The sequence below is a fragment of the Flavobacterium sp. UBA7682 genome (genome assembly GCF_002482945.1).
Lineage (GTDB): Bacteria > Bacteroidota > Bacteroidia > Flavobacteriales > Flavobacteriaceae > Flavobacterium.
In genome coordinates this window covers 21,883-43,860 of record NZ_DLGY01000049.1, presented here as the reverse complement: position 1 = coordinate 43,860, position 21,978 = coordinate 21,883, and the positions used below count along the sequence as shown (strand labels likewise).

The window sequence follows — 21,978 nt, the reverse complement described above, 5'->3', positions numbered from 1 at the left end:
GTTATGAAAATTGAAAATAAAATCAAACTCTTTCTGGTTGATGATGATGCCGTATTCTTAAAATCAATGGAAATCCAATTCTTGGAGCATGCTGATTTTGAAATAGAAACCTATCCAACAGGCGAATTGTGCATTGAAAATTTAAATAGAAAACCCGATGTCGTTGTCTTAGACTATCATCTTGACGGTGTGGTAAAAAATGCAATCAACGGGATGCAAACCTTAGATAAAATCAAAGAAATCAATGGCGGAATTCCGGTGATTATGCTTTCCAGTCAAGATAGAATTGATGTGGCAGTAAGTTGTATGCATCACAAAGCATTTGATTATGTTGTAAAAAGCGAAACAGCTTTTGTTCGTTTGCAAAAAGTAATCTCCACGATTTTCAAATACCAAAAAATGGAGAAAGAACTCAGTTGGTATATGGACCGAATGTAAACCATACCCCATTGATAATGTGTGAATTATTAAAAAAAAGCTAACAATAATATAACAAACATACTACTCATTCCTTGCAACTTTGTATTAATAATATGGCTCATTAGCGGTATTATGTCTAATCAATACAGAGGTAATATGGCAGCTACAAGAAACAAAATCGGTATTTGGATGGATCATTCCATTGCTCATTTGATGGAACATTCTAACAATCCATTCGAAATTGAGACCATTGAATCCGATTTTACCCATCAGGAAAAAATCAAGAGCCTATTAAAAGGAACAGACCACTTGTACAACAAAGAGCAACAATTACAATCCAAGTATTACAAAAAACTGATGGCTGTAGTCAAAAAATATAAAGAAGTCGTCCTTTTTGGTCCAACAGATGCTAAGGAAGAACTCTTCAACGCTATTTCATCTGACAATCGTTTTGAAAACATTAATATCCAAGTCAAACAAACGGATAAAATGACTGCACAACAAAAACACAATTTCGTCAAAGAATTTTTTGCGAATAAATAATGGAAACTAAAAGCGAAAGGAAGATGAAGAACAGAGCGACAAATTTTTTAACAAAGGGTTTAAATTATCAAATAAAAGGCATGGTCGACAGCAATAGTTATAACGAAAAAGTGCTCTTGTGTGAAAAATCAATGGAGGAATTAAGAAAAATCTATTGGCACGAAAAAGAACTTTTAATAGTGATTCCGATGTTGATTAGTAATGCAACCACTTTCGAATTAGTCGAAATGTTAACGGTTCATCGCATCTATTTAAGAAAGCATATAAGAGAATTAGAAAAGAATTTTCCTTTTATCAGCAAACTGGAAATTACCAAATAAAAATACAAGAAAAAAAGAACTGCGTTATCATTAAACATTACAAAAATACCATCCTGTGAAACGCAGATTAAGATTGTTTTGGTTGGTTTAATAAATGTGAGACCATTTATTGGGGTCCTGTTGCGCATACTGCGGCAGGGCTTTTTTTGTCCTAAAAATGTGTGAATAACACAAACTATAATAATTTTTGTATAACTCTTTCCCTTACTATCTTCTAGACCTTTGACCTAAATAATTAAACAATTATAATATGAAAAAATTACTACTATTATGTATATGCCTGGCATCTACACTTACCTCAAATTCGCAAACCGAAGACAAAAAATGGAATTTCGGTCTCCATGGCGGAATGATTCAATATCATGGCGATTTGGGCAGAGATTGGTACAAAACAGACAAAACCGCTTACGGGTTTGCGGGTTTGACTGTATCAAGATACTTATGGAAGTATTTGGATTTAAACTTTCTTTATACTCGCGGAACATTAGGCTATGATAGCGGTGTTACCGGTTTTAAAAGTGATTACAGTTCAGCAGCCATGAATTTAAGATTGAATTTAATTGGACCGGAATATGTCATTAGACCTTATGTATTTGGTGGAATTGGTGTCATCCTTTTTGACAGCCAATTGAATTTTCACAAAGAAAAAATCGATACAACTTTTCCTGTAGCTGGTGGTGGAATCAACTTTAAATTATCTCCGGTGCTTACACTTAACCTTCAGGAAACATTTATGTTTACCAATAACGACCGCAGAGACGGAGCTGTTTCGGGTAAAAAAGACGATTTCTTAATGCATATGGCTGGTTTGACTTTCAATTTTGGAGAGAAAAAAGATGCCGATGGTGATGGTGTCTCAGACAGTAATGATAAATGTCCTGACACGCCAGCCGGTGTAGCGGTTGATAAAAAAGGTTGTCCGCTTGATAAAGACGGAGATAGTGTTGCCGATTATTTAGACGCTTGTCCTGATGTAGCCGGAAATGCATTGATGAATGGTTGTCCCGATAGAGACAATGATGGTGTGACTGATTTAAGCGATCGTTGTCCGGATACCAAAGGAACCGTTGCCCAAAAAGGTTGCCCTGATGCTGATGGCGATGGTGTAGCCGATTTAGATGATAAATGTTCGAATTCCCCAGCTGGAAGTAAAGTGGATGCAAATGGTTGTCCAATGGATGATGATAAAGATGGTGTAATGAATGACGTTGACCGTTGTCCAAACGCTTCCGGACCGGCAAGTTTAAAAGGTTGTCCTGATACCGATGGTGATGGCGTAGCTGATATTGATGACCGTTGTCCAAATACAAAAGGGAATATTGAAAACAAAGGTTGTCCAGAAATTGCCAAACAAGATGCTGTTAGAATTACTTATATCGGAAGCAAAATTTTCTTCGAAAATGGTAGTGATAAATTAAAAGTAGCTTCCTTGTCTTTATTAGACGAATTGACAAAAATCTTAAACAAATATGAAGGAGCTACTCTTTTCATAGATGGTCATACCGATAGTAATGGTTCAGAAGAATTCAACCAAGTATTGTCACAAAAACGTACCAATTCAGTTAGAACTTATTTGATCGGAAAAGGTATTGCTGATAGTAGAGTAACTGCCACCGGATATGGTGAAACCAAACCTGTTGCCGACAATAAAACAACTTTAGGTCGCTCAAAAAACAGAAGAGTTGAATTGAGAACCTCGTACTAAATAAAACCTTATTTACCCCAATTAATTAAAGGCTGTCCCAATCGGATAGCCTTTTTTAAATACACCGAATTGAAGTCCAAATTATTGAAAGTGTGAATAATGTAATTTATTGACAGATTTGTGTAACAGCCTTTTACTCAAAAAAAAGGAAATTTATAATTATGAAAAAATCCTTTACTAACCAAACTTGAAAAAGGAATTAACTAATTCTTAAAAACACATTATCATGAAAACAATTTCAAAATTCCAAGTGCTAATATTACTGCTTTCTATGGCTACTGTTGTGCCTTCATTCGCTAACAACAACCCGAATGAAAAAGCACCAATCACCAACACTGTTGATGAAAAAGCGAAAGTAGACGCAATGGTAAATCGAATAAAAGAAATCAGAGATATGGACAAATCTGATCTCTCCAGAGCCGAAAGAAAAGCGCTTCGCAAAGAAGTTAAAGATATTAAAGCCACATTAAAAGCTAGTAATAACGGCGTTTATTTATCACTTGGAGCTATTATCATTATCATATTATTACTGATTTTAATCCTATAACATCCACTATTTTCTACCATGGTAAACATCATCAAAGAAGGCATTGTACTTGAAAAAACCGAATTAGGTTTTGAGATAGAAGGCGTACTCAACCCGGCGATTATCCGTTCGGGAGACTATATTCATATGTTTTACAGAGCCGTAGCCAAAGGGAATTATTCTTCCATCGGCTATTGCAAACTAAAAAACCATATGATAGTCGAAGAGCGCTCAGATGTTCCTATACTGTTTCCGCAATGTGAGTATGAAAGCCATGGTGTTGAAGATCCTCGTATCGTTAAAATTGACGAGTTGTTTTATCTAACCTATACAGCCTATGATGGCGTAAATGCATTAGCGGCGCTTGCCACTTCAACCGATTTAATTAGTTGGGAAAAGAAAGGGCTAATTGCGCCGCAAATTGCATTTAAAGAATTTTATCGATTGGCACAAACCAAGGGCAAAATCAATGAAAAATACCATCGCTATAACGAACACGAAAGTATTAAAGAAAAAAAAGGAAAACCGGTATTTGTTTGGGACAAAAATGTGATTCCATTCCCAAGAAGAATCAATGGGAAATTACATTTTTTGCACCGTATCAAACCGGACATTCAAATTGTAGTCGTCGATGAATTAGAAGATCTTACTGCCGAGTTTTGGCAAAACTACTTTCTCCAATTTAATGATAATGTGGTTATGACCTCCAAACACAAACATGAAATCAGCTATCTCGGCGGAGGTTGTCCTCCTATTGAAACCGAACAAGGTTGGTTGATCATTTACCACAGTGTTTATGACACGGTTAAAGGCTATGTATATTGCGCTTGTGCTGCTCTCTTAGACTTGGGCAATCCGCAAAAAGAAATTGCCCGACTGCCCTATCCCTTATTCAAACCTGAACACGAATGGGAACTAAAAGGAGAAGTAAACAATGTATGTTTTCCAAGTGGTGCAGTTACAGAAAATGATACTTTATACGTCTATTACGGCGCTGCTGATAAAAGAATAGCTTGTGCCTCCATGAGCTTATCCGAACTATTAAAAGAATTAATCTTAAACAGTATTCCCAATGAAAAATAAAAGCCTCAATACCAATCTACCGGGAATCCTATGTGTTACCTCCTATCCGCCGCGCGAATGTGGGATTGCGACTTATTCTCAAGATTTGGTTGGTGCCTTAAAAAACAAATTCGGAAAATCATTCGAAATAAATATTTGTGCATTAGAATACAAAAATGAAGAGCTGCTATATCCTAAGGAAGTCAAATACATTTTAGAAACAGACAATGCAACATCTTATACCGAAACTGCCCAACAAATTAATGAAAACGAAATGATTCATATGGTTTTGGTACAGCATGAGTTTGGGTTATTCAGAAACCATGAAGACCATTTTCTACAATTCTTAAAACAACTCAACAAACCTGTAATAATTGCTTTTCACACCGTTTTGCCAAAACCAAACGAAAATTTAAAACAATTGGTAAAAAATATAGAAGCGATAGTAAAATCAATCATAGTGATGACTAAAACCTCCGCCAAAATTCTTGTAGAGGATTATGGCATAGAAAATACTTCAATAGAAGTTATTCCACACGGAACACATTTAGTGGAGCATTTAGACAAAGAAACTTTAAAAGAAAAACACCATTTAAGTGGCAGAAAAGTATTGTCTACTTTTGGTTTACTCAGCTCCGGAAAATGCATAGAAACCAGTATTAGTGCCTTACGCCTTATCGTAAAACGTTATCCTGAAGTGCTTTTTTTGGTTATTGGAAAAACACATCCCAATGTGGTTAAAGAAGAAGGAGAAAACTACCGCAATAGACTACAAGAGAAAATTGAAGAAATGCATTTGCAACACAACGTCAAATTCATCAACCAATATTTATCGCTTAAAGATTTACTGGAATATTTACAGCTGACCGACATCTATCTTTTCACTTCCAAAGACCGAAATCAAGCCGTTAGCGGTACTTTCGCGTATGCTTTGAGTTGTGGCTGCCCAATCATTTCTACACCATTTCCGCATGCCAATGAAGTTTTGCAAGATGAAACCGGTATCATAGTCGATTTTGAAAATCCAAAACAATTGGCTCGAAATGTCATTAACCTAATAGAAAATAATGAATTGTGTTCCAGAATTTCGGCCAACGGAATCCATAGAATAGCGCCAACCGTTTGGGAAAACTCAGCCATTGCTCATGCTTTGCTCTTTGAAAACCAATCACAAAACAAATTGCCTTTGGAGTTTAAAATACCAAAAATCAATCTTAATCATGTCAAAAAATTAACTACCGATTTTGCGATGATTCAGTTCTCTAACATTAATCAACCTGACATTGAATCGGGTTACACTTTAGATGACAATGCAAGAGCTTTAGTGGCCATGTGCCAACATTATGAGATTACAAAAGAAGAATCTGATTTAGAATACATAAACCTCTATTTCAATTTTATCAAAGAATGTCTGCAAGACGAAAATTACTTTTTAAACTATGTAGACAAACATAAAAAATTCACCAAACAAAATAGTGAAACCAATTTGGCTGATTCTAACGGAAGAGCCATTTGGGCTTTGGGCTATTTGATTTCCTTCAGCGATATAATGCCCGAAGAATTGATTGAAGATGCCAGAAACGTGATGAAATTGTCTTTGTCTAATGTTTTAAATATTCATTCACCCAGAGCGATGGCGTTTATTATAAAAGGAATATATTATAGTAATAGCAAAAACAACAAAGCCTCTAACTTATTCTTGATTAAACATTTGGCAGATAAGTTGGTACAAATGTACAAGCATGAATCTAAAGAAAAATGGCAATGGTATGAAAGCTATTTAACTTATGGAAACAGCATTTTGTCTGAAGCCATGTTGTGTGCTTATTTAACATTGGGCACAACCATTTACAAAGAAATAGCGATTATTTCGTTTGACTTTTTATTGAATAAAATTTTTACCGAAAACAGTATTAAAGTCATTTCCAATAAAGGTTGGATGAATAACAATGAGGAAACTCGGGAAGAAAAAATCGGTGGTGAACAACCTATTGATGTGGCTTACACCATTATGGCATTGAGCAAATTCTACGATGCTTTCCACGATGAAGAGTATTTGCTGAAAATGAAAATTGCGTTCAATTGGTTTTTAGGCAAAAATCATTTAAACCAAATCATGTATAATCCTTGCACCGGCGGTTGTTATGACGGCTTGGAAGAAGATTATATCAACCTCAACCAAGGAGCTGAATCTACCGTGAGTTATTTGATGGCCAGATTAACTATTGAAAAATATTTTGGCGTTCAAAGTAAAAGGGAAACAACAACTGCTAAAGTATCCCAAAACAGATTACCAAAAACCAATAGACCATCTCAATATGTTTCACTTTAAAATTTAAACCGATGACATTTCTTAAAAAGCAAAAACCGGCACCCAAAAAACCGGCTGTGAACAAAAATTCAACCATAGCTGATACCAGTAATAAATCGCCTTACTCCAAGCAAAACATCAAAAAAAAATTCAATGAGTTTGGCGATAACGATTCATTATAATATCTAATTAAACCAGATTTTAAAATTTATGATTAAAGGTCTCAAAAATACATTGGAAGATACCGGTAACATTACCTTATTTACCCTAAGGTTTTTTAAGGAAGTATTCAAACCGCCGTTTCAAATCAATGAATTTATCCGACAATGTTATGTTGTGGGCTATAAATCATTGCCCCTAGTCACCATCACTGGGTTTATCATGGGCTTAGTTCTCACCATACAATCGCGTCCGACAATGGCAAAGTTTGGCGCCGAGTCCTGGTTGCCCAGTATGGTTTCGCTATCGCTGATTAGAGAAATTGCACCGGTAATTACCGCCTTAATCTGTGCCGGAAAAATTGCTTCGGGAATTGGTGCCGAATTAGGTTCGATGAAAGTAACCGAACAAATAGATGCCATGGAAGTTTCGGCCATTAATCCATATAAATATTTAGTGGTTACCCGAATTTTAGCCACCACCTTAATGATTCCCATATTGGTATTTTTTGCCGATTTTGTTGGAATATTTGGTGGTTATATTGGCTACAACGTTCATGGTAACATGAGTATGTACCGTTATTTCGGTGGTGTTTTTGAACATTTAGAATTCTTAGATGTAGTGCCCGCAACGATTAAAACTTTCTTCTTCGGTTTCTTTATCGGATTAATTGGTTGTTATAAAGGGTTTAATGCTTCGAGCGGAACAGCCAGTGTTGGTGTCGCAGCCAATTCGGCCGTAGTAACAGCATCTCTTTCTATTTTCATTATTGATATGTTGGCCGTACAAATAACCGATTTATTCTTTTAAATATGGAAAGCAACGCAGCAGTTATAGAAATCAATGATTTACACAAAACCTTTGGTGAAAACGAAGTGCTCAAAGGCGTTAATATTACCGTAAACAAAAGTGAAGACGTAGTAATATTAGGTCGTTCGGGTACAGGAAAATCAGTAACCATTAAATGTGTGGTCGGATTAGAAAAAGCGGACCAAGGCGCAATAAAAGTCTTTGGTACCGATATTACCACACTAAACGGCAACGAATTGAATCAAATCAGAACTCGTATAGGTTTTATGTTTCAGAATGGTGCTTTATACGACTCGATGTCAGTCAAACAAAACCTAACGTTTACGTTAAAGCATCACGAAAAATCCATCTCCAAAGAAGAAATTGAAACCCGAATATCTGAAGCATTGGACAATGTGGGTCTACTGGAAGCGATTGACAAAATGCCTTCGGAACTTTCCGGCGGTATGCGAAAACGCATTGGGATGGCGCGAACTTTAATCATCAAACCGGAAATCATTTTGTATGACGAACCTACTTCGGGATTGGATACTATCACCGCAAGGGAAATCAGTGAATTGATGGTTTCTGTTCAAAAGAAATACAAAACAACCTCCATCATCATTACTCATGATATGGCTTGCGCCAAATTAACCGGTAATCGGATTATGATTCTCAATGAAGGTGTCGTTCATGCAGAGGGCACTTATGCAGCATTAGAAAAAAGCAAAGACGAATGGGTAAGATCATTTTTTATATAATTTAAAAAACAGTAGTTATGACTAAGAAATCAGGATATACATTAAAATTAGGCATGTTTGTCATATTAGGTGTTTTACTTTTTATAATTGCCATTTATTTTATTGGCAAAAACAAAAATTTATTTGGTGAAACCTTTGAATTAAAATCACACTTCAATAATGTCAGTGGATTAAAAGTAGGTAACAATGTTCGGTTTTCGGGCATTAATGTTGGTTCCGTAAAAGCGATTGAATTTGTCTCCGACACTTCAGTGGTAGTATTGGTGGCGATAAAAGAAGAAGTGCATCAATACATCAAATCGGATGCTATGGCAAGCATTGGTTCCGATGGATTAATGGGCGACAAAGTACTGACCATTTCACCCGGGTCATCATCTAAAATGATTGTAAAAAACAATGGTACTATTGCTTCTACCAAAGCCGTAGAAATGGAAGATCTCATGCAAGGCATCAAAATTAGTGTCGATAATGCCCAGGTTATTACCTATGAATTGGCTGAATTCACTTCTAAAATGAACAATGAAAACAGCATGTTGTCTAAATTGGTTAACGATGACAAAATGGGTAAATCACTCGATGCCACTTTAGTCAATATGCAAAATGCTACCAAAGGATTAAATGAGAATATGGAAGCCGCCAAACACAATTTTCTGTTGAAAGGTTATTTCAACAAAAAGAAAAAAGCCGAAGAGAAAAAAATTAAAGAATTGGAAGAGAAAAAGAAAAAGGAATCAGAGGCAAAGAAGAAAAAAGAGCTCGAAGCCAAAAAGCTTTTGGAAAATAAAAAGTAGCCGAAAATGAAAATTATGAAACATTATCAGAATATTATATAATACAAATAGGAGTCAGAATTTCGAAATTTGTACTGTAATTAATCTACACGATTAGGTAATTTCGAAGCATAACACCTACTGATGCTTTTGAAAGGTAGAATATAATTTTTGTTCTTGAATTTTGAAAAGAGATTGTTCTTTTTAGTGGTTACTGAAAATATCATCCGCAATAATATTGTCCTCAAGAATCAATTTTTGCAAAGTGATACTCTTTTAAGTTAATTCCACCGCTATTGCTGTGACAATCTCTTTTCATATTCAAATCAATTACTTCAAAAAAAAGAACTGTTTGCTTCCAAAAATAATAACAAAAATAAGCACCAAATGATTAGTGCTTTTAAAATCACAAATAAGTTATGCTCAAAAAAGTACATTTTTATTTTATTAAAATTTACCATTATGAAAAAACTGGGCATCTACATCGACCAATCGTCAGCCAATTTAATTGAGCTAACTGTGGCTATTTTGGAAAAAAAACCAACAAATTCTTATGAGGATAAACAATCAGAAGAAGCTAATGAAAATCATATTGATTTCGGAGAATCACATCTGCAAAATTATTACTTCAAAAAAATAAGCGAGTACATCTTGTACTACAATGAAGTATTGTTGTTCGGAACATCAAAAGCAATTACACAACTTTTTGATATGATTGCTAATGACAATCGATTTTACAATATCAACATAGCGATCAAACCCACGGACACTTTGACTCACCAACAGCAAAATGATTTTGTTTCCGACTTTTTCCTGTTAGAACAACTATAATGTTTTAACCTACAAAGCTTTAACTTTAAAAATAAATAAGTTCAGTCTAACAAGTGTGAATCATGCAACTCTTACAATAAATTCTGTAAGAGGTTTGACTTGAAACTGTTTTAACTTTATACTATTATTAAATTAACTAAAAAACAAGAAGATTATGAGCAATTTACTTTATACAATAGCCGTTGTGCTACTTATTTTATGGGCAATAGGATTCTTTGCCTATAGTGCCGGAAACATTATACATATTCTGTTAGTCATCGCTGTCATCGCTATCGTTCTAAGATTGATTCAAGGTAAAAGATTATAAATTTATAACTAATTAAAAACAAACGTTATGAGCACAACCAAAATAATATTAGGAGTTTTAGGTGGCGTAGCCGTTGGTGCGTTGGCCGGAATTTTATTAGCGCCTGACAAAGGAACTAAAACCAGAAAAAGAATTCTACAAAAAGGAAATGATTATTCCAATGACCTTAAAAACAAATTCGAGGACTTGTATAACAACGCTGCCAATAAATATGATGGCGCTGTAGATAAAGCCAAAGAATTAGCAACAGATCATCAGGTAAAATAAGCATTATATAATTTATGGAAAACAAGGCAACAACTTTAGAAAATCTATTTGAAAACGTAGAACAGTATGGCAAAACTTCATTGGAACTTTATAAACATAAAGCCATTTATGAAATAGCCTCACTCACCTCTACATTATCGGTTAGATTTATCCTAACTATGGTTGTTGCTTTGGTTTCCTTATTTTTTTCTATTGGCATCGCCCTTTGGTTAGGCGATGTTCTTGACAAAAATTATTACGGTTTTTTTATAGTTGGTTTAGGTTATCTCCTTCTTTGGGTCATTATTTTAGTCTTTAGAAAAACTTGGATTAGAACTCCCATAAGCAATATGGTAATCAAGAGCATGTTACAAACCAACAATAGGTTGCCTTAACCCTTAAAAACCAACATGAAAACAATTACACAAGAACAGCTTTTGATGGAACATATTGAGCACCTGCAAAAGAAACAAGATTTAGAATTGCTCGAACTCAGATCACAGGTTCATAGTTTTACCCAATCCTTAAATCCGTTAACGCTTCTAAAGTCATTTTTGTTTCCAAATGAGGAGAATTCATCCGGTTTATCAACTGACTTTAAATCTGATTTAGTAAATACAGTGGTCAATATGACCTCACAATTTTTAGCCCGAAATAGTGTTTTAAGTCATTTCCAAAACCCTATAAAAACAATACTCGGCAATATCCTGCAACGATTTGTCAAATAAATTACACCATGAAAAGGTTACCCCATACTATCAAACTCAATTCAAAAAGAGAGAAACAAAATCCGATAAGACTTGCTTACAGTATTTTGTTCTTACTGTCCTATTTGCTGGTTAGAGGTGTAATTAATTGTAGTAACCTATTTGTCATTTCTCCTCACCATAAATAACAAAACTCCACATTGCTGAGGAGTTTTTTTATTTAACGAAAATCTCTTTCAATTGACCGATGATGTTACCGCTACCGGAAATGGTAATTTCTCCAATTCTATCTGCGATTTTTTCAACATATTCCATCTCTTTCAATTTCCACAACATTTCATTTTCTTCCATCAATTTCGCCGTGTTCAACATGCTTCTTACTGTCGCAGTTTCTTCACGTCTCATGATACTGTTGGCTTGCGCTTTCTTTTCAGCCACCAAAACCTGATTCATGATTTCTTTCATATCACCAGGCAAGATGATATCTCTTATACCGGCATCAGAAACACTCAAACCCAAATCTTTAATCTTGGTTTCAGATTCTTCTAAGATACTGGTTGCCATAGCATCTTTTTTTACCAACAATTCATCCAAAGTAAAAGCACCTACAAAGGCTCTCAATGCCAACTGCATGGTAACATACAATTGTTTTTCAAAATCTTTGTTGTCTACCAAAGCTTTCATTACATCAACTACTTGGTATTTCACAAAGAAATTGATACGCAATGCAGCTTTGTCTTTAGTCAACAATTCCTGACCGGAGATCTCCATTTGTTGCTGTCTGATATCAACGTTCTTTACATCTACTGAAATGGCATTATTCCAAAAGTAATAAGTACCAGCAGTCAATTCTTTAACAAACAAACCGTTTACATACAACAAACCTTTTTCAAAGTTCAAGACAGTAAAACGTCTTACAGTAGCTCTCAACTTGATATTTTCCAACAATACCATTGGAATTTGCTCGGTGATATATACTTTAGACAAATCAACTTTGGTAAAAGTATTCAAGTTAACACCTTTCCAAAAAGCATACCTACCAGCGGTCAACACTTCTTTAAAATTGGCATTTACGAATTGCAAAACCATTTCGTTATCCGCCACTTCAACAACTTCAATCCTCTCGGCAAAATCTTTGTTTTCCAACAAGATGTTCAATTCTACCGGTGCATAGAAAGCTTGGTTAGTATTGTAAATCAATACATTCTTATTACCAAACAACCAATAAACTCCTTCTTTTAATACAGAGACCAATTTGTCTCTTTCAAATACCAAACCCACTTGATAGGTATTGATTCTAATTCTCTTCAACATACTATTCATTTTTAATTCATTATTATTTATTACAGCGAGTCCATAAAAGCCCTTCTGTAACCTACTTTTCTAAATAAGAAAACTATTGGCCTTCATCCTCCAACAATGACGGAAAATAAAGCGTTACCCAATCCTTTGGAAAGGTGATATACTATTTTTTAGTCCTCTAAATCAGTAGGTCGATTTTAAGGGTAATCAAATACAAAAGCCAACCAAAATTTCAAATAACCGACTCTGCCTTCAGGCCATGTCATGAGTGTTAAATTTGAACACTGATTCATTTTCACTGACAAAGACCAAATCGTCTTCTTTCTGGTCATCAAATTTTAAAGAGTTGATGTTCTCTGACATCTACATTAAAAGTGTAGTACTCTACCAACTGAGTTAACGCAATTTTGAGCTGCGTGAAGGACTCGAACCTTCGCTTGAACTATTACTCTAACCAACTGAGATATCCCAATTTATTGGGAGTGGGAGTCGAACCCACGACACATAGTGTGAGATAGTTTTTTGGAAAACTACCAAAACCTCCAAATCAAGTTGCATAGTAAAACATCATACTTCTCAGTAACTTTTACCACATTAGTGCTATACAGAAACACCCAACAGGACTTGTTTAGTATCATTTTAATCGGCAATCCATTGCATCACCGTTTCTAAATAAGCTTTTCTGACTTCTTCAAATCGTGTGATATTAGGAATGTGATTTACTTCTAACAAATATTTAGTACCATAATCAGATACGACATAATCATTTCCAATCATATCCATACTTAATGCTCTTTTTATATGCATAGTATCATCTAACAATTCCGGGTCTATTTTCATAAAACAGGCTGTCTCCGGATGGATTGATTTTAACCATGTTTCGCCTTCTAATTTTATCTGCCAAACTTTATCACCAACTACCATAATACGAACTGCTTCTCCTTCAAAAAAAGGTTCTATAGTAGCGGCATAATCGCTTTCCCAATGTCCTAAAAACCGATGCTTATTCTCTCCACAATGCCAATTGCCCCATTTGGCAACGGTATCTTCAGACACTTCAACCTCAGCACCTGCAGCAACAAATCCTCTTGGCTGACTAAACCTTGTAAAGTTCATCGCTTTGATCAAACAAGGTATTTTTAGTCGACAATCCAGCATAGCGGTGGCATTAGGAAAACAAGGACCACCCCAAATGGCCAATCCGGTAATAAAATCAAAATCATTATCATAAATGCCGTAATACACAACTTTGTCAACAGGCAGCATTCCTACACCTGTCTGTTTTTCCATATACAGTACCCCATTCTTAACCACAATTTTAGGAATGGACTGATGCCAAATAATAAGACCTGCATAGCTTGATTTAATGACTTGGTATTCTTCCCATTCAATACCGACCAAAGCTATTCTGTTGTAAGTTGTCATAACATTTCATTTTTAAATTAAACTTCTTTTTTTATCGAGTTGAACGTTTGAGATTAAGAGGAGGAAGCCCCGTGGGCTTCAGGTATGCGAACTTTAGTTCGCTTTACTCCTAATCTTCAATTCTAAAAACATTCACTATTCCTCTTGTCGATTTGCCAGGGTTCGAACCTGAACAACAAGAGTCAAAATCTTGTATGCTAGCCATTACATCACAAATCTCTATGGTGGAAACAGTAAGATTTGCACTTACTCAGTTTTAAACACTTGTTTTACAGACAAGCCCAACTCTCTCACTTTGGCGTGTTTCCATTTAGTTTCAAATGTCTGGGAAGCAGGACTCGAACCTACAACCTCCCGCGTCCAAGGCGGGTAAACAACCAATCGTTATCTTCCCAGTTTTGCGGCTCATGCGGGAATCGAACCCGCATCTCTCGAGAGACAGTCGAAGAGGTTACCACTACCCCAATGAGCCTTGTTCCTTTCTAAAGAACTTTGTGCGATTCTGGCAGGATTTGAACCTACAACCATTGGGTTAACAACCCACCGCTCTACCGTTGAGCTACAAAATCATTTATTGTGATCCCAGAAGGATTCGAACCTTCGACCCACTGCTTAGAAAACAGTTGATCTATCCAACTGAGCTATGGAACCATTGTTTGTGGCCTTGGAAGGAATCGAACCTTCAACCTACTGCTTCGTAGACAGTTGCTCTTCCATTTGAGCTACAAAACCAAAAACTATTAGACATAAAAAAAGCACCTCGTTAAAGGTGCTTCATATCATGACATAAGATACTATTATCCTATGACCTTCTTATGCACCTGTATTTTCTTATACCCAAAATCCGCATTCGGGTATGCTTGTTGTTTGTTATTTGTAAATGCTATATTCATAATACTATTATTTCTTAGTGTCTCGCTATATCGTAAAACTATTGTTTTCATAATTCAATTTGTTATTTCTGCTTTCTGCAGTCTGCAATCTGATGTCTTATTTTCTGAGGCAAAGATAATGTCAAAAAAAATTAACTACCAAATATTTTTTACATTTATTTTATTGATTATCAAATATTTAACTGTTATTAAAATCCATAGATATCCTTGTCCGCCATAGTAGGCAGTGAGTTAAAATTACCAATTGACTGTCTCTCATTGGATTACTTTTCAAGGCTATATTTCAATATTTGGTTTACGCATTAAACATTTTCTAAAACTTTTTTTTAATTTTTTACATTTATGGCACTTTGAACACAGTCGAAGAGCCTGATTATTTCTAAATCACCAATTTTTGACACAAAAAAAGCGCCCTTTTCGAAGGACGCTTTTACTATATTGACAAATTTGAATTAACTATTTATTGCTTTTCAAATCAAAATACATACTACGTCCTAATCGTTCCAAAGGATAAAATCCTTCCAAACAATCATTGCTTAGTGCGTTTTGTGAGCGGTTAATATGTATCGTGATGTTTTTCATTTCGAGGGCAAATATAAATGTTTTATTTAAAGAATGTCAATTGTGACTTTAAAAGTTAAATACTACATACCATTTGAATCAGTAATTGAAACTGATAGATAGGGATAAAATCGCTTACAATTTCCGCTTTGCCGTAAACTTCCCATTAGGCTGAATTAAAATCACGCTTTTTATCGTTTTATCGGCTTCTTCTTCAAACTTCACTTTAAAACCTTCAAGGGTTTTAAAAGAAAATTGATGCGTGTCGGTAGCCAACAATTCATATTCCGGCTGTCCGGCTACAAACAAAAACAGTTTAGTATCGTCTTTGGTATAAACTTTAACGTTCATTCCGGCCAACTCATACTCGCCTACATATTGGGCCAAAACCTCTTTACTAACTTTTATCGTATTAGGTCTGCGTTTAAATTCGATAGGCTCTAATAATTCATCCAACTTTACTTTTAATGAAGCTATATCACCCATGTCATTGGTAGCAAAATTAAAACGGGTATTGCCATCGCTTTCTGTTGTGTCGATCACTTTATTATTCACTTCAAAAGGTTCAAAAATATCATAATGAGCATGTCTCAAATAGAGTTTTTTTAATTTGAAATTAGCAAACAAGGAATCGTTTACATTGGTAATGCTAAACTCACCATAACCCGGATTAGAATATTTACCGGTATACTCTTGTAAAATGTGAGAAGGTTTGGTATTCACTATTTTTTCGGCAGCGGCTTTTTTCTTTACTTCACTTTCTGCTTTTTTGGCCTTAGCCATATCTTCATTATACATTTTTACGAAATCGGTTTTGTTTACCTTTAAGATATAGTCTGAAATCGTATTTCTAACCAAACCCGGAGCTGCTGAACCATTTTGATTCACTAAAACCACTATCCCAATATTATCACTCGGAAAAAGGGTAACATCCGCCGAAAAACCATCAATGTTTCCACCATGATTTACGCGGTAATGTCCTTTATACGATTTTAAAAACCAACCATAACCATAATTAGCAAAATGAATATCCGGGTTTTCTTTATCAGGTAAGGCTCCGCCAATAACCATCTGAGAACTCATAGCTTCTTCAATATAATTTTCAGGAATGAGTTGTTGACCTTTAAACTTTCCTTTGTTAAGCCAAGTGATCATCCAATTAGACATGTCATTCACACTACTGTTGATGCTTCCTGCCGGACTCATACCCGAAATATCATAATACTCCATTTTACTAATGACAGTCTCTTTCTTCAACTCATATCCAAAGGCAGCATTGGTAGCCGTTTTCATTTCTCCAATAGATGCATTTGACCTGGTCATGCCCATCGGTATAAAAAAACGTTCTTTAATATTGTCTTCCCAACTTTTCCCGGTGATGCGCTCCGCAATAACACCTTGGGTTAAAAACATAAAATTATTGTACAACCACTTTTCTCTCACGCCGGCAAAAGGTTCCTGATGGGCCATGCGTTGTACCAAAGTGTCTTTGGAAGTAGTTGGGAAAAAATACCATGAAAAATCATGACGCGACATTCCGGTACGATGACACATTAAGTCTTTAATGATGATATTGTTATTCATATTATCGTTAAAGAATTTTAACTCCGGAATATATTTTCTCGGGCTGTCCTCAAAAGACAATTTGTCTTCTTTGCGCAACTGACCCAAGATTGCCGAAGTAAAAGCTTTTGAAGAAGAGCCAATAGCAAATAAAGTATTGGCATCTACCGGAACCTTATTTTCATAATCTCTATAGCCAAAACCTTTGGCATAAATAATCTTATCGCCTTCTACTACTGCCACCGCAAATCCGGCGGCTTTTGTGGATTCTAAAATCTTGTTTAACTCAACCTCAATTCCTTTTAAGCGCTTGTCTTGTTGCGCCAATACCATAGCCGAATAGCCAATAGCTACTAAGAAGAAGAACAATTTTTTCATGCCTTTGTGTTTTGTTTTGGTTAGTTTGTTCGGAATATAATTCCTGAGTAAAACTGGTTACTACCATCAAATATAAGTTTTTTTCATAGAATAAAACTAAGAACATAATCCTCAGAAAACTATACTCAATCGGCTGCTTGTACGAAAATGGTGTTAATAACTTGATTATAAATCCCTACTAACGCAGATTCCTTGCCACTATTAAATTGATTAAATTTGAGATGAATCGTAAATAAAGATGATAATTGAATATTTTATCATTTTGATTAATATGTTAGCTGCAAGGCTAAACAACTAACTTTAAAATATGATTGACGAACATGATTTAACTAGCTTCGCAGAATTTATAGACATTATTGAACCACTTGAAAAAGATGACTTAGTACTATTTCGTGGACAAACAAATGATGATAAACTTTTACCAAAGATTGCCAGAAAAGATCCAGGCAAAAACCGCTTAGAATTAGAAAAATTAGCTTTAAGAGACTTAAAGCGTCGTAGTAACGAGTTCATACATTCAAATATGAATTCAGATTGGGATTGGTTAGCTTTAGCGCAACATCATGGCTTATCGACCAGATTACTTGATTGGACAACCAATCCATTAATTGCTTTATGGTTTGCTTGTAACAGTCAAAATATTAAAGGCGAATATTCAGTATTATGGGTTTATCTTGTTCCTGATAACGCTATACTTGATTCGGAAAAAGATACTTCACCATTTACAGTGGCAAAGACAAAAGTTTATCAACCAAATTTGGTTGGTAAAAGACTATCCACACAATTAGGTTGGTTCACTGCTCATCGCTATTCAGTCAAAACAAATCTTAACAAATTTGTCGCTTTTGAAGAAAACACAACACAAAATCAAAATCTGATTAAAATTAAAATCTCAAAAGACATGCGTGGAAAACTTTTAGAAGTGTTAGATACTTGCGGAGTAAATTCTTCAACAATTTTTCCAGAATTAGATGGCCTTTGCCAACATATTAATTGGAAATATTTTGGAGAATGAGAAGCCCAGCTGCTAACAGCAGTTTGCAACATTATAAAACCCTGCATATGAGAAAAATATTCTTTTTATTAACGTTTATTACATTTTACTCTTGTGGAGTTAAAAGAAAAGCTGTAATTCCAGAAAGTAGCACAATAGGCATTCCAGAATTAAATGTTGTTACCAAGTCGGAAATTGGGATTCCGCTTGTTTCTAGAGAATCAGGATATAAATACAAAGCGATAAAAATCACAAAAGGCAGAAAAGCAATACCGAGCTATATGATAAACGAAATTAAAGCTGGTGATATTTACATTCACGATTCTTACACAAACAAATACGACTTTTACAGCAATCCATCTGACGATACATTTGGACTTGCTATTCCTAGAACTGGAGGAAAACCAATAGTCTACACTTTCAACGTTGCAGGAATTAATTTTACTCAAATTAAAGATGTGATTGAATATACAGAAACAATGGTTCCTGTTCCCAAAAAAGAATACTTCAAGCAAGAAATTATATATAATGGTCGTGTTGGCAATGCTTTGCGATTTATCTATCGTGAATATGTAGATGGTTATGCAAGACCTGCTTTTACTCAAGATTTGCAATATGACTTATCAGAAAGCATAATTATAGGATTTAGAGAATTGAGAATTGAAGTGCTAAATGCAACAAACACAAATATTGAATATAAAGTTTTAAGCCAATTTAACAAATAAAAAAACTGTTGCATAACAGCTGTTTGTAACAATTGCAAAGTTCAGGCTTTCACCGAATTTTGCTGCGCCTGTTCGCCTTAGGCTCTGGTCTCTGAAAACTCAAAAAAGAGTTTTATATTTAGAATCAATAGTAATAAATCATCGTCCCGAAGCTTTGGGATTACAAGCTGTAAAACGTAGTGCGTCATATAAAAACAGAAAAAAATGAAACTGATTATTCTACTAACGTTATCGATTTTATCAACTTCTTGCAACTCACAAGAAAAGAAAGTGAACACTAATAAAAAAAGTGATTCAGATAAAGTAGAAATTGAATCTCAAATTGGGGAATATGTTACAAGTATTTTCGAAGATTCCAAAGGAAACTTGTGGTTTGGAACAAATGGAAATGGAATTGCAAGGTATGACGGTGAAAATTTAAAATATTTTACAACAAAGGACGGGTTGCCATCTGATAGAGTGACAGGAATAATTGAGGATTCAAATGGTATCTTTTGGTTACATACAGGAGAAGGCGTATCCAAATATGATGGGAAGAATTTTACGAATTTTTTAGTAGGAGACGATTTTAGCAGCAATGTGATTACCAATTTACTTATTGATAGTAAGAACGTTTTTTGGGTTGGCACTTGGAATGGTGTCTATAAATTTGACGGACAAGCATTTCATCCATTTTCAATTCCGTATCCTAAAGTAGATACCAAAATAAATGAAGATACCAAATATTGGGTAACGGGTATCAGAGAAGATACCGAAGGCAATATTTGGTTTCGAAGAGATGGTTATGGTGTCTGTAAATTTGATGGAAAATCATTTACTCATCTTCTGAAAAAAGATGGACTGCACTCTAATAATATCACCCAAATTGAATTTGACAAAGATGGAAGTGTTTGGATTGGAACGAGAGTCGCCGAAAGAGATGATCCTGACCCTAAAAAGCGATTTGGAAAGGGTGGAATCAATAAAATGATATGGAATGAAATTATTTCATTTCCGGAAATAGCAGGATTTAATGATGGCGATGTGTACGAAATCTACAGAGACAAATCTGATAATATATGGATAGCCACCGTAAAAAATGGTGTATATAGATACGATGGAGTAGCATTTAAACACTACAATGTTCCAATTTCAATTATGGGAATGAGGGAAGACCGAAAAGGAAATTTATGGCTAGGCGGAGCAGGTGGATTATATAGAATTAATCAGAATGGGGAAATTATAAACGTAACTACAAAAGGACCTTGGAAATAATAAATACGAACGCATAACCGCTATTTGTAACAATTGTGTGGCTTAATTTCCCTTATATACCTTTTCCCTTTTCCCTTTTCCCTTTTCTCTCTTACTATACATAAATTGTTAAATAATAGCATTACTCATCCCAATTGACCTACCTTGTGAAATACTCAAAAAAAAGAAAAATGAAAGAAAAAATCTTAACCTATGCTGTCATCAGCTTTGCCATCATAAATATTTGGACCTTATATTTGTTTTTTGACTACTTCACCGAGAAGGATGAGATAATGCACAGTCTGGGCTTATTCCTTAACTTTGTTTATACCGCAGTAGCAGCAGTAGTATTGGGTGGTATCTTGTTACTCATCAGGTTGGTTTATCACTATCAAAAGAAAGCCAATCCTTTACAAGCCAATTTCTTATATGTTCTGAGTGGTTTATTCAATCTAAACATCTTTATCATTTGGGCAGTAAGTTTGTCCTTAAATATGTTGGAACTAGGAAGCGGAAGATTACAAATTTGCGCCATAGCTTCTTTATTATTGGGAATTCTTATACTTTTAGATATTTATAAGTCGAGTTTTAAATCGGCAGCTTAAATGTAGTATCGCCATGCTCAAATATGTTTTACTTTGGTTTCCAATGGTTGTTCTGGCTATCATCAACGGAACAGCAAGGGATTTATGGTATAAGAAACACATTAACGACTTGTCAGCTCACCAAATCTCAACGGTATCATTAATGATACTTTTGGGTATATATATCTTTTTTGTTCTTAAAAAACACCCACCACAATCAGTAACCGAGTCTTTACTCATAGGATTATTGTGGATGACACTGACATTAGCCTTTGAATTCGGTTTTGGTCTTTACAGAGATAATTCTTTAGCGCAATTGTTAGAAGCTTATAACATAACGAAAGGTCAACTCTGGTTATTAATTCCCGTTTGGATTGCTTTGGCGCCCTATGTATTTCTCAGAATACAACAAAGCCACTAATACTAGCTACACCCCAAAAACCCACACCACTCCATAAAGGTCTGTAATCTCTATAAGCTTTTGCTCTTTATAATTTTCAGGAACATTGGCATCTAGCGTTTGCAAATACAATAATCGCTCTTCATGACTATCGCAATACACATAAAGCGCGATATGATTACCTGTTCGTCTGCCTTCGTTATGTACCAAATCTGAACCATAGATAGTAATCTTATTAGAAATAAAAAATCCTCCTACTACCGGTAATTCCTCAAGACCTGTAATTGATTTTGCAAAAGTGTCAAAATACAATTCACCACCAAAACAGGTTTGATACAACTTGAGTGCCCTTTTGCAATTACCGTTGAAAGTAATGAAAAAGGCACTCTTTATTTTATCTCTTGTTTGCATAATAATGCATTTAAAAACTACAGCAATTCCTGAATTCGGTCAGTCATCTGAT

At 35.0% G+C, this 21,978-nt stretch carries 25 protein-coding genes and 7 tRNA genes; 21 read left to right on the top strand and 11 right to left on the bottom strand.

The window, feature by feature from the left end; translation table 11 throughout:
- Positions 1 to 3: 3 nt before the first annotated feature.
- From B3C16_RS15290 to B3C16_RS15215, 16 genes are all read left to right on the top strand, one after another.
- On the top strand, positions 4 to 438 hold the full coding sequence (locus B3C16_RS15290; protein ID WP_291133094.1) for a response regulator: 435 nt from the start codon (positions 4 to 6) through the stop codon (positions 436 to 438).
- A gap of 114 nt (positions 439 to 552) precedes the next feature.
- Entirely contained in the window at positions 553 to 963 is a 411-nt protein-coding gene (locus B3C16_RS15285; protein WP_233549790.1) for a hypothetical protein, read from the top strand.
- Complete coding sequence (locus B3C16_RS15280) at positions 963 to 1,283, top strand: hypothetical protein (protein WP_121313871.1); 321 nt, start codon at positions 963 to 965, stop codon at positions 1,281 to 1,283. The genes B3C16_RS15285 and B3C16_RS15280 overlap by 1 nt, the downstream gene beginning before the upstream one ends.
- A gap of 250 nt (positions 1,284 to 1,533) precedes the next feature.
- A complete protein-coding gene (locus tag B3C16_RS15275) occupies positions 1,534 to 2,988 on the top strand; it encodes an OmpA family protein (protein WP_291133092.1) in 1,455 nt (484 codons plus the stop codon).
- 226 nt (positions 2,989 to 3,214) lie between these two features.
- Entirely contained in the window at positions 3,215 to 3,535 is a 321-nt protein-coding gene (locus B3C16_RS15270) for a hypothetical protein (RefSeq protein WP_121313873.1), read from the top strand.
- A gap of 18 nt (positions 3,536 to 3,553) precedes the next feature.
- Positions 3,554 to 4,597 (top strand): pesticidal protein Cry7Aa, encoded by a 1,044-nt coding sequence (locus B3C16_RS15265; protein ID WP_291133089.1) that lies wholly within the window; start codon positions 3,554 to 3,556, stop codon positions 4,595 to 4,597.
- Positions 4,587 to 6,908, top strand: coding sequence for a glycosyltransferase (locus tag B3C16_RS15260; RefSeq protein WP_291133087.1), 2,322 nt, complete (start codon positions 4,587 to 4,589; stop codon positions 6,906 to 6,908). The genes B3C16_RS15265 and B3C16_RS15260 overlap by 11 nt, the downstream gene beginning before the upstream one ends.
- 11 nt (positions 6,909 to 6,919) lie before the next feature.
- Positions 6,920 to 7,069 (top strand): hypothetical protein, encoded by a 150-nt coding sequence (locus tag B3C16_RS15255; protein WP_291133086.1) that lies wholly within the window; start codon positions 6,920 to 6,922, stop codon positions 7,067 to 7,069.
- Positions 7,070 to 7,097: 28 nt separating this feature from the next.
- The gene (locus B3C16_RS15250; RefSeq protein WP_291133084.1) at positions 7,098 to 7,856 is read left to right on the top strand and encodes an MlaE family ABC transporter permease; all 759 of its coding nucleotides are present in this window, start codon (positions 7,098 to 7,100) and stop codon (positions 7,854 to 7,856) included.
- Positions 7,857 to 7,858: 2 nt separating this feature from the next.
- Positions 7,859 to 8,596, top strand: coding sequence for an ABC transporter ATP-binding protein (locus B3C16_RS15245; protein WP_291133082.1), 738 nt, complete (start codon positions 7,859 to 7,861; stop codon positions 8,594 to 8,596).
- A gap of 17 nt (positions 8,597 to 8,613) precedes the next feature.
- Positions 8,614 to 9,387 (top strand): MlaD family protein, encoded by a 774-nt coding sequence (locus B3C16_RS15240; protein WP_291133080.1) that lies wholly within the window; start codon positions 8,614 to 8,616, stop codon positions 9,385 to 9,387.
- Between the two features lie 441 nt (positions 9,388 to 9,828).
- Positions 9,829 to 10,197, top strand: a complete 369-nt coding sequence (locus tag B3C16_RS15235) for a hypothetical protein (protein WP_147406846.1) — start codon at positions 9,829 to 9,831, stop codon at positions 10,195 to 10,197.
- Positions 10,198 to 10,351: 154 nt separating this feature from the next.
- Positions 10,352 to 10,504: a lmo0937 family membrane protein gene (locus B3C16_RS15230; protein ID WP_121313880.1), complete on the top strand. Its 153-nt coding sequence runs from the start codon at positions 10,352 to 10,354 to the stop codon at positions 10,502 to 10,504.
- Positions 10,505 to 10,531: 27 nt separating this feature from the next.
- Positions 10,532 to 10,771 (top strand): YtxH domain-containing protein, encoded by a 240-nt coding sequence (locus tag B3C16_RS15225; RefSeq protein WP_291133076.1) that lies wholly within the window; start codon positions 10,532 to 10,534, stop codon positions 10,769 to 10,771.
- Between the two features lie 14 nt (positions 10,772 to 10,785).
- On the top strand, positions 10,786 to 11,145 hold the full coding sequence (locus B3C16_RS15220) for a hypothetical protein (protein ID WP_291133074.1): 360 nt from the start codon (positions 10,786 to 10,788) through the stop codon (positions 11,143 to 11,145).
- 15 nt (positions 11,146 to 11,160) lie between these two features.
- Positions 11,161 to 11,478 (top strand): hypothetical protein, encoded by a 318-nt coding sequence (locus tag B3C16_RS15215; protein WP_291133073.1) that lies wholly within the window; start codon positions 11,161 to 11,163, stop codon positions 11,476 to 11,478.
- 195 nt (positions 11,479 to 11,673) lie between these two features.
- On the opposite strand, the gene B3C16_RS15210 is transcribed toward B3C16_RS15215, so the two are convergent.
- The 10 genes from B3C16_RS15210 to B3C16_RS15165 all read right to left on the bottom strand — a co-directional run bounded on the left by B3C16_RS15210 (position 11,674) and on the right by B3C16_RS15165 (position 17,579).
- Positions 11,674 to 12,771, bottom strand: a complete 1,098-nt coding sequence (locus B3C16_RS15210) for a slipin family protein (protein ID WP_291133071.1) — start codon at positions 12,769 to 12,771, stop codon at positions 11,674 to 11,676.
- 627 nt (positions 12,772 to 13,398) lie between these two features.
- Positions 13,399 to 14,184, bottom strand: coding sequence for a hypothetical protein (locus B3C16_RS15205; protein ID WP_291133069.1), 786 nt, complete (start codon positions 14,182 to 14,184; stop codon positions 13,399 to 13,401).
- 147 nt (positions 14,185 to 14,331) lie between these two features.
- Positions 14,332 to 14,403, bottom strand: a tRNA-Gln gene (locus B3C16_RS15200).
- Positions 14,404 to 14,406: 3 nt separating this feature from the next.
- Positions 14,407 to 14,492: transfer RNA gene (locus B3C16_RS15195), tRNA-Tyr, on the bottom strand.
- A 15-nt stretch (positions 14,493 to 14,507) separates the two neighbouring features.
- A tRNA-Pro gene (locus B3C16_RS15190) sits at positions 14,508 to 14,580 on the bottom strand.
- A 5-nt stretch (positions 14,581 to 14,585) separates the two neighbouring features.
- A tRNA-Asp gene (locus B3C16_RS15185) sits at positions 14,586 to 14,656 on the bottom strand.
- A 25-nt stretch (positions 14,657 to 14,681) separates the two neighbouring features.
- A tRNA-Asn gene (locus B3C16_RS15180) sits at positions 14,682 to 14,753 on the bottom strand.
- Positions 14,754 to 14,761: 8 nt separating this feature from the next.
- Positions 14,762 to 14,835 (bottom strand) — tRNA-Arg (locus B3C16_RS15175).
- 8 nt (positions 14,836 to 14,843) lie between these two features.
- A tRNA-Arg gene (locus B3C16_RS15170) sits at positions 14,844 to 14,916 on the bottom strand.
- An 857-nt stretch (positions 14,917 to 15,773) separates the two neighbouring features.
- On the bottom strand, positions 15,774 to 17,579 hold the full coding sequence (locus B3C16_RS15165) for a serine hydrolase (protein ID WP_291133067.1): 1,806 nt from the start codon (positions 17,577 to 17,579) through the stop codon (positions 15,774 to 15,776).
- 307 nt (positions 17,580 to 17,886) lie between these two features.
- On the opposite strand from B3C16_RS15165, the gene B3C16_RS15160 reads away from it, so the two are divergent.
- From B3C16_RS15160 to B3C16_RS15140, 5 genes are all read left to right on the top strand, one after another.
- Complete coding sequence (locus B3C16_RS15160; RefSeq protein ID WP_291133065.1) at positions 17,887 to 18,594, top strand: FRG domain-containing protein; 708 nt, start codon at positions 17,887 to 17,889, stop codon at positions 18,592 to 18,594.
- Positions 18,595 to 18,641: 47 nt separating this feature from the next.
- Positions 18,642 to 19,298 (top strand): hypothetical protein, encoded by a 657-nt coding sequence (locus tag B3C16_RS15155; protein ID WP_291133063.1) that lies wholly within the window; start codon positions 18,642 to 18,644, stop codon positions 19,296 to 19,298.
- Positions 19,299 to 19,502: 204 nt separating this feature from the next.
- The gene (locus B3C16_RS15150) at positions 19,503 to 20,552 is read left to right on the top strand and encodes a ligand-binding sensor domain-containing protein (RefSeq protein ID WP_291133061.1); all 1,050 of its coding nucleotides are present in this window, start codon (positions 19,503 to 19,505) and stop codon (positions 20,550 to 20,552) included.
- Between the two features lie 170 nt (positions 20,553 to 20,722).
- Positions 20,723 to 21,136 carry a hypothetical protein gene (locus B3C16_RS15145; RefSeq protein ID WP_121313889.1) on the top strand — a complete coding sequence of 138 codons (414 nt, stop codon included), beginning with the start codon at positions 20,723 to 20,725 and terminating at the stop codon, positions 21,134 to 21,136.
- A gap of 13 nt (positions 21,137 to 21,149) precedes the next feature.
- A complete protein-coding gene (locus tag B3C16_RS15140) occupies positions 21,150 to 21,536 on the top strand; it encodes a hypothetical protein (protein ID WP_121313890.1) in 387 nt (128 codons plus the stop codon).
- A 6-nt stretch (positions 21,537 to 21,542) separates the two neighbouring features.
- Here the strand turns inward: B3C16_RS15140 and B3C16_RS15135 are convergent, their stop codons facing one another.
- The gene (locus B3C16_RS15135) at positions 21,543 to 21,926 is read right to left on the bottom strand and encodes a hypothetical protein (RefSeq protein ID WP_291133058.1); all 384 of its coding nucleotides are present in this window, start codon (positions 21,924 to 21,926) and stop codon (positions 21,543 to 21,545) included.
- Positions 21,927 to 21,978: the final 52 nt, after the last annotated feature.

Excerpts from the sequence above, each read along its gene's own strand:
- B3C16_RS15290 (WP_291133094.1), top strand. The coding sequence starts at position 4 with ATGAAAATTGAAAATAAAATCAAACTCTTTCTGGTTGATGATGATGCC.
- B3C16_RS15285 (WP_233549790.1), top strand. The coding sequence starts at position 553 with ATGTCTAATCAATACAGAGGTAATATGGCAGCTACAAGAAACAAAATC.
- B3C16_RS15280 (WP_121313871.1), top strand. The coding sequence starts at position 963 with ATGGAAACTAAAAGCGAAAGGAAGATGAAGAACAGAGCGACAAATTTT.
- B3C16_RS15275 (WP_291133092.1), top strand. The coding sequence starts at position 1,534 with ATGAAAAAATTACTACTATTATGTATATGCCTGGCATCTACACTTACC.
- B3C16_RS15270 (WP_121313873.1), top strand. The coding sequence starts at position 3,215 with ATGAAAACAATTTCAAAATTCCAAGTGCTAATATTACTGCTTTCTATG.
- B3C16_RS15265 (WP_291133089.1), top strand. The coding sequence starts at position 3,554 with ATGGTAAACATCATCAAAGAAGGCATTGTACTTGAAAAAACCGAATTA.
- B3C16_RS15260 (WP_291133087.1), top strand. The coding sequence starts at position 4,587 with ATGAAAAATAAAAGCCTCAATACCAATCTACCGGGAATCCTATGTGTT.
- B3C16_RS15255 (WP_291133086.1), top strand. The coding sequence starts at position 6,920 with ATGACATTTCTTAAAAAGCAAAAACCGGCACCCAAAAAACCGGCTGTG.
- B3C16_RS15250 (WP_291133084.1), top strand. The coding sequence starts at position 7,098 with ATGATTAAAGGTCTCAAAAATACATTGGAAGATACCGGTAACATTACC.
- B3C16_RS15245 (WP_291133082.1), top strand. The coding sequence starts at position 7,859 with ATGGAAAGCAACGCAGCAGTTATAGAAATCAATGATTTACACAAAACC.
- B3C16_RS15240 (WP_291133080.1), top strand. The coding sequence starts at position 8,614 with ATGACTAAGAAATCAGGATATACATTAAAATTAGGCATGTTTGTCATA.
- B3C16_RS15235 (WP_147406846.1), top strand. The coding sequence starts at position 9,829 with ATGAAAAAACTGGGCATCTACATCGACCAATCGTCAGCCAATTTAATT.
- B3C16_RS15230 (WP_121313880.1), top strand. The coding sequence starts at position 10,352 with ATGAGCAATTTACTTTATACAATAGCCGTTGTGCTACTTATTTTATGG.
- B3C16_RS15225 (WP_291133076.1), top strand. The coding sequence starts at position 10,532 with ATGAGCACAACCAAAATAATATTAGGAGTTTTAGGTGGCGTAGCCGTT.
- B3C16_RS15220 (WP_291133074.1), top strand. The coding sequence starts at position 10,786 with ATGGAAAACAAGGCAACAACTTTAGAAAATCTATTTGAAAACGTAGAA.
- B3C16_RS15215 (WP_291133073.1), top strand. The coding sequence starts at position 11,161 with ATGAAAACAATTACACAAGAACAGCTTTTGATGGAACATATTGAGCAC.
- B3C16_RS15210 (WP_291133071.1), bottom strand. The coding sequence starts at position 12,771 with ATGTTGAAGAGAATTAGAATCAATACCTATCAAGTGGGTTTGGTATTT.
- B3C16_RS15205 (WP_291133069.1), bottom strand. The coding sequence starts at position 14,184 with ATGACAACTTACAACAGAATAGCTTTGGTCGGTATTGAATGGGAAGAA.
- B3C16_RS15165 (WP_291133067.1), bottom strand. The coding sequence starts at position 17,579 with ATGAAAAAATTGTTCTTCTTCTTAGTAGCTATTGGCTATTCGGCTATG.
- B3C16_RS15160 (WP_291133065.1), top strand. The coding sequence starts at position 17,887 with ATGATTGACGAACATGATTTAACTAGCTTCGCAGAATTTATAGACATT.
- B3C16_RS15155 (WP_291133063.1), top strand. The coding sequence starts at position 18,642 with ATGAGAAAAATATTCTTTTTATTAACGTTTATTACATTTTACTCTTGT.
- B3C16_RS15150 (WP_291133061.1), top strand. The coding sequence starts at position 19,503 with ATGAAACTGATTATTCTACTAACGTTATCGATTTTATCAACTTCTTGC.
- B3C16_RS15145 (WP_121313889.1), top strand. The coding sequence starts at position 20,723 with ATGAAAGAAAAAATCTTAACCTATGCTGTCATCAGCTTTGCCATCATA.
- B3C16_RS15140 (WP_121313890.1), top strand. The coding sequence starts at position 21,150 with ATGCTCAAATATGTTTTACTTTGGTTTCCAATGGTTGTTCTGGCTATC.
- B3C16_RS15135 (WP_291133058.1), bottom strand. The coding sequence starts at position 21,926 with ATGCAAACAAGAGATAAAATAAAGAGTGCCTTTTTCATTACTTTCAAC.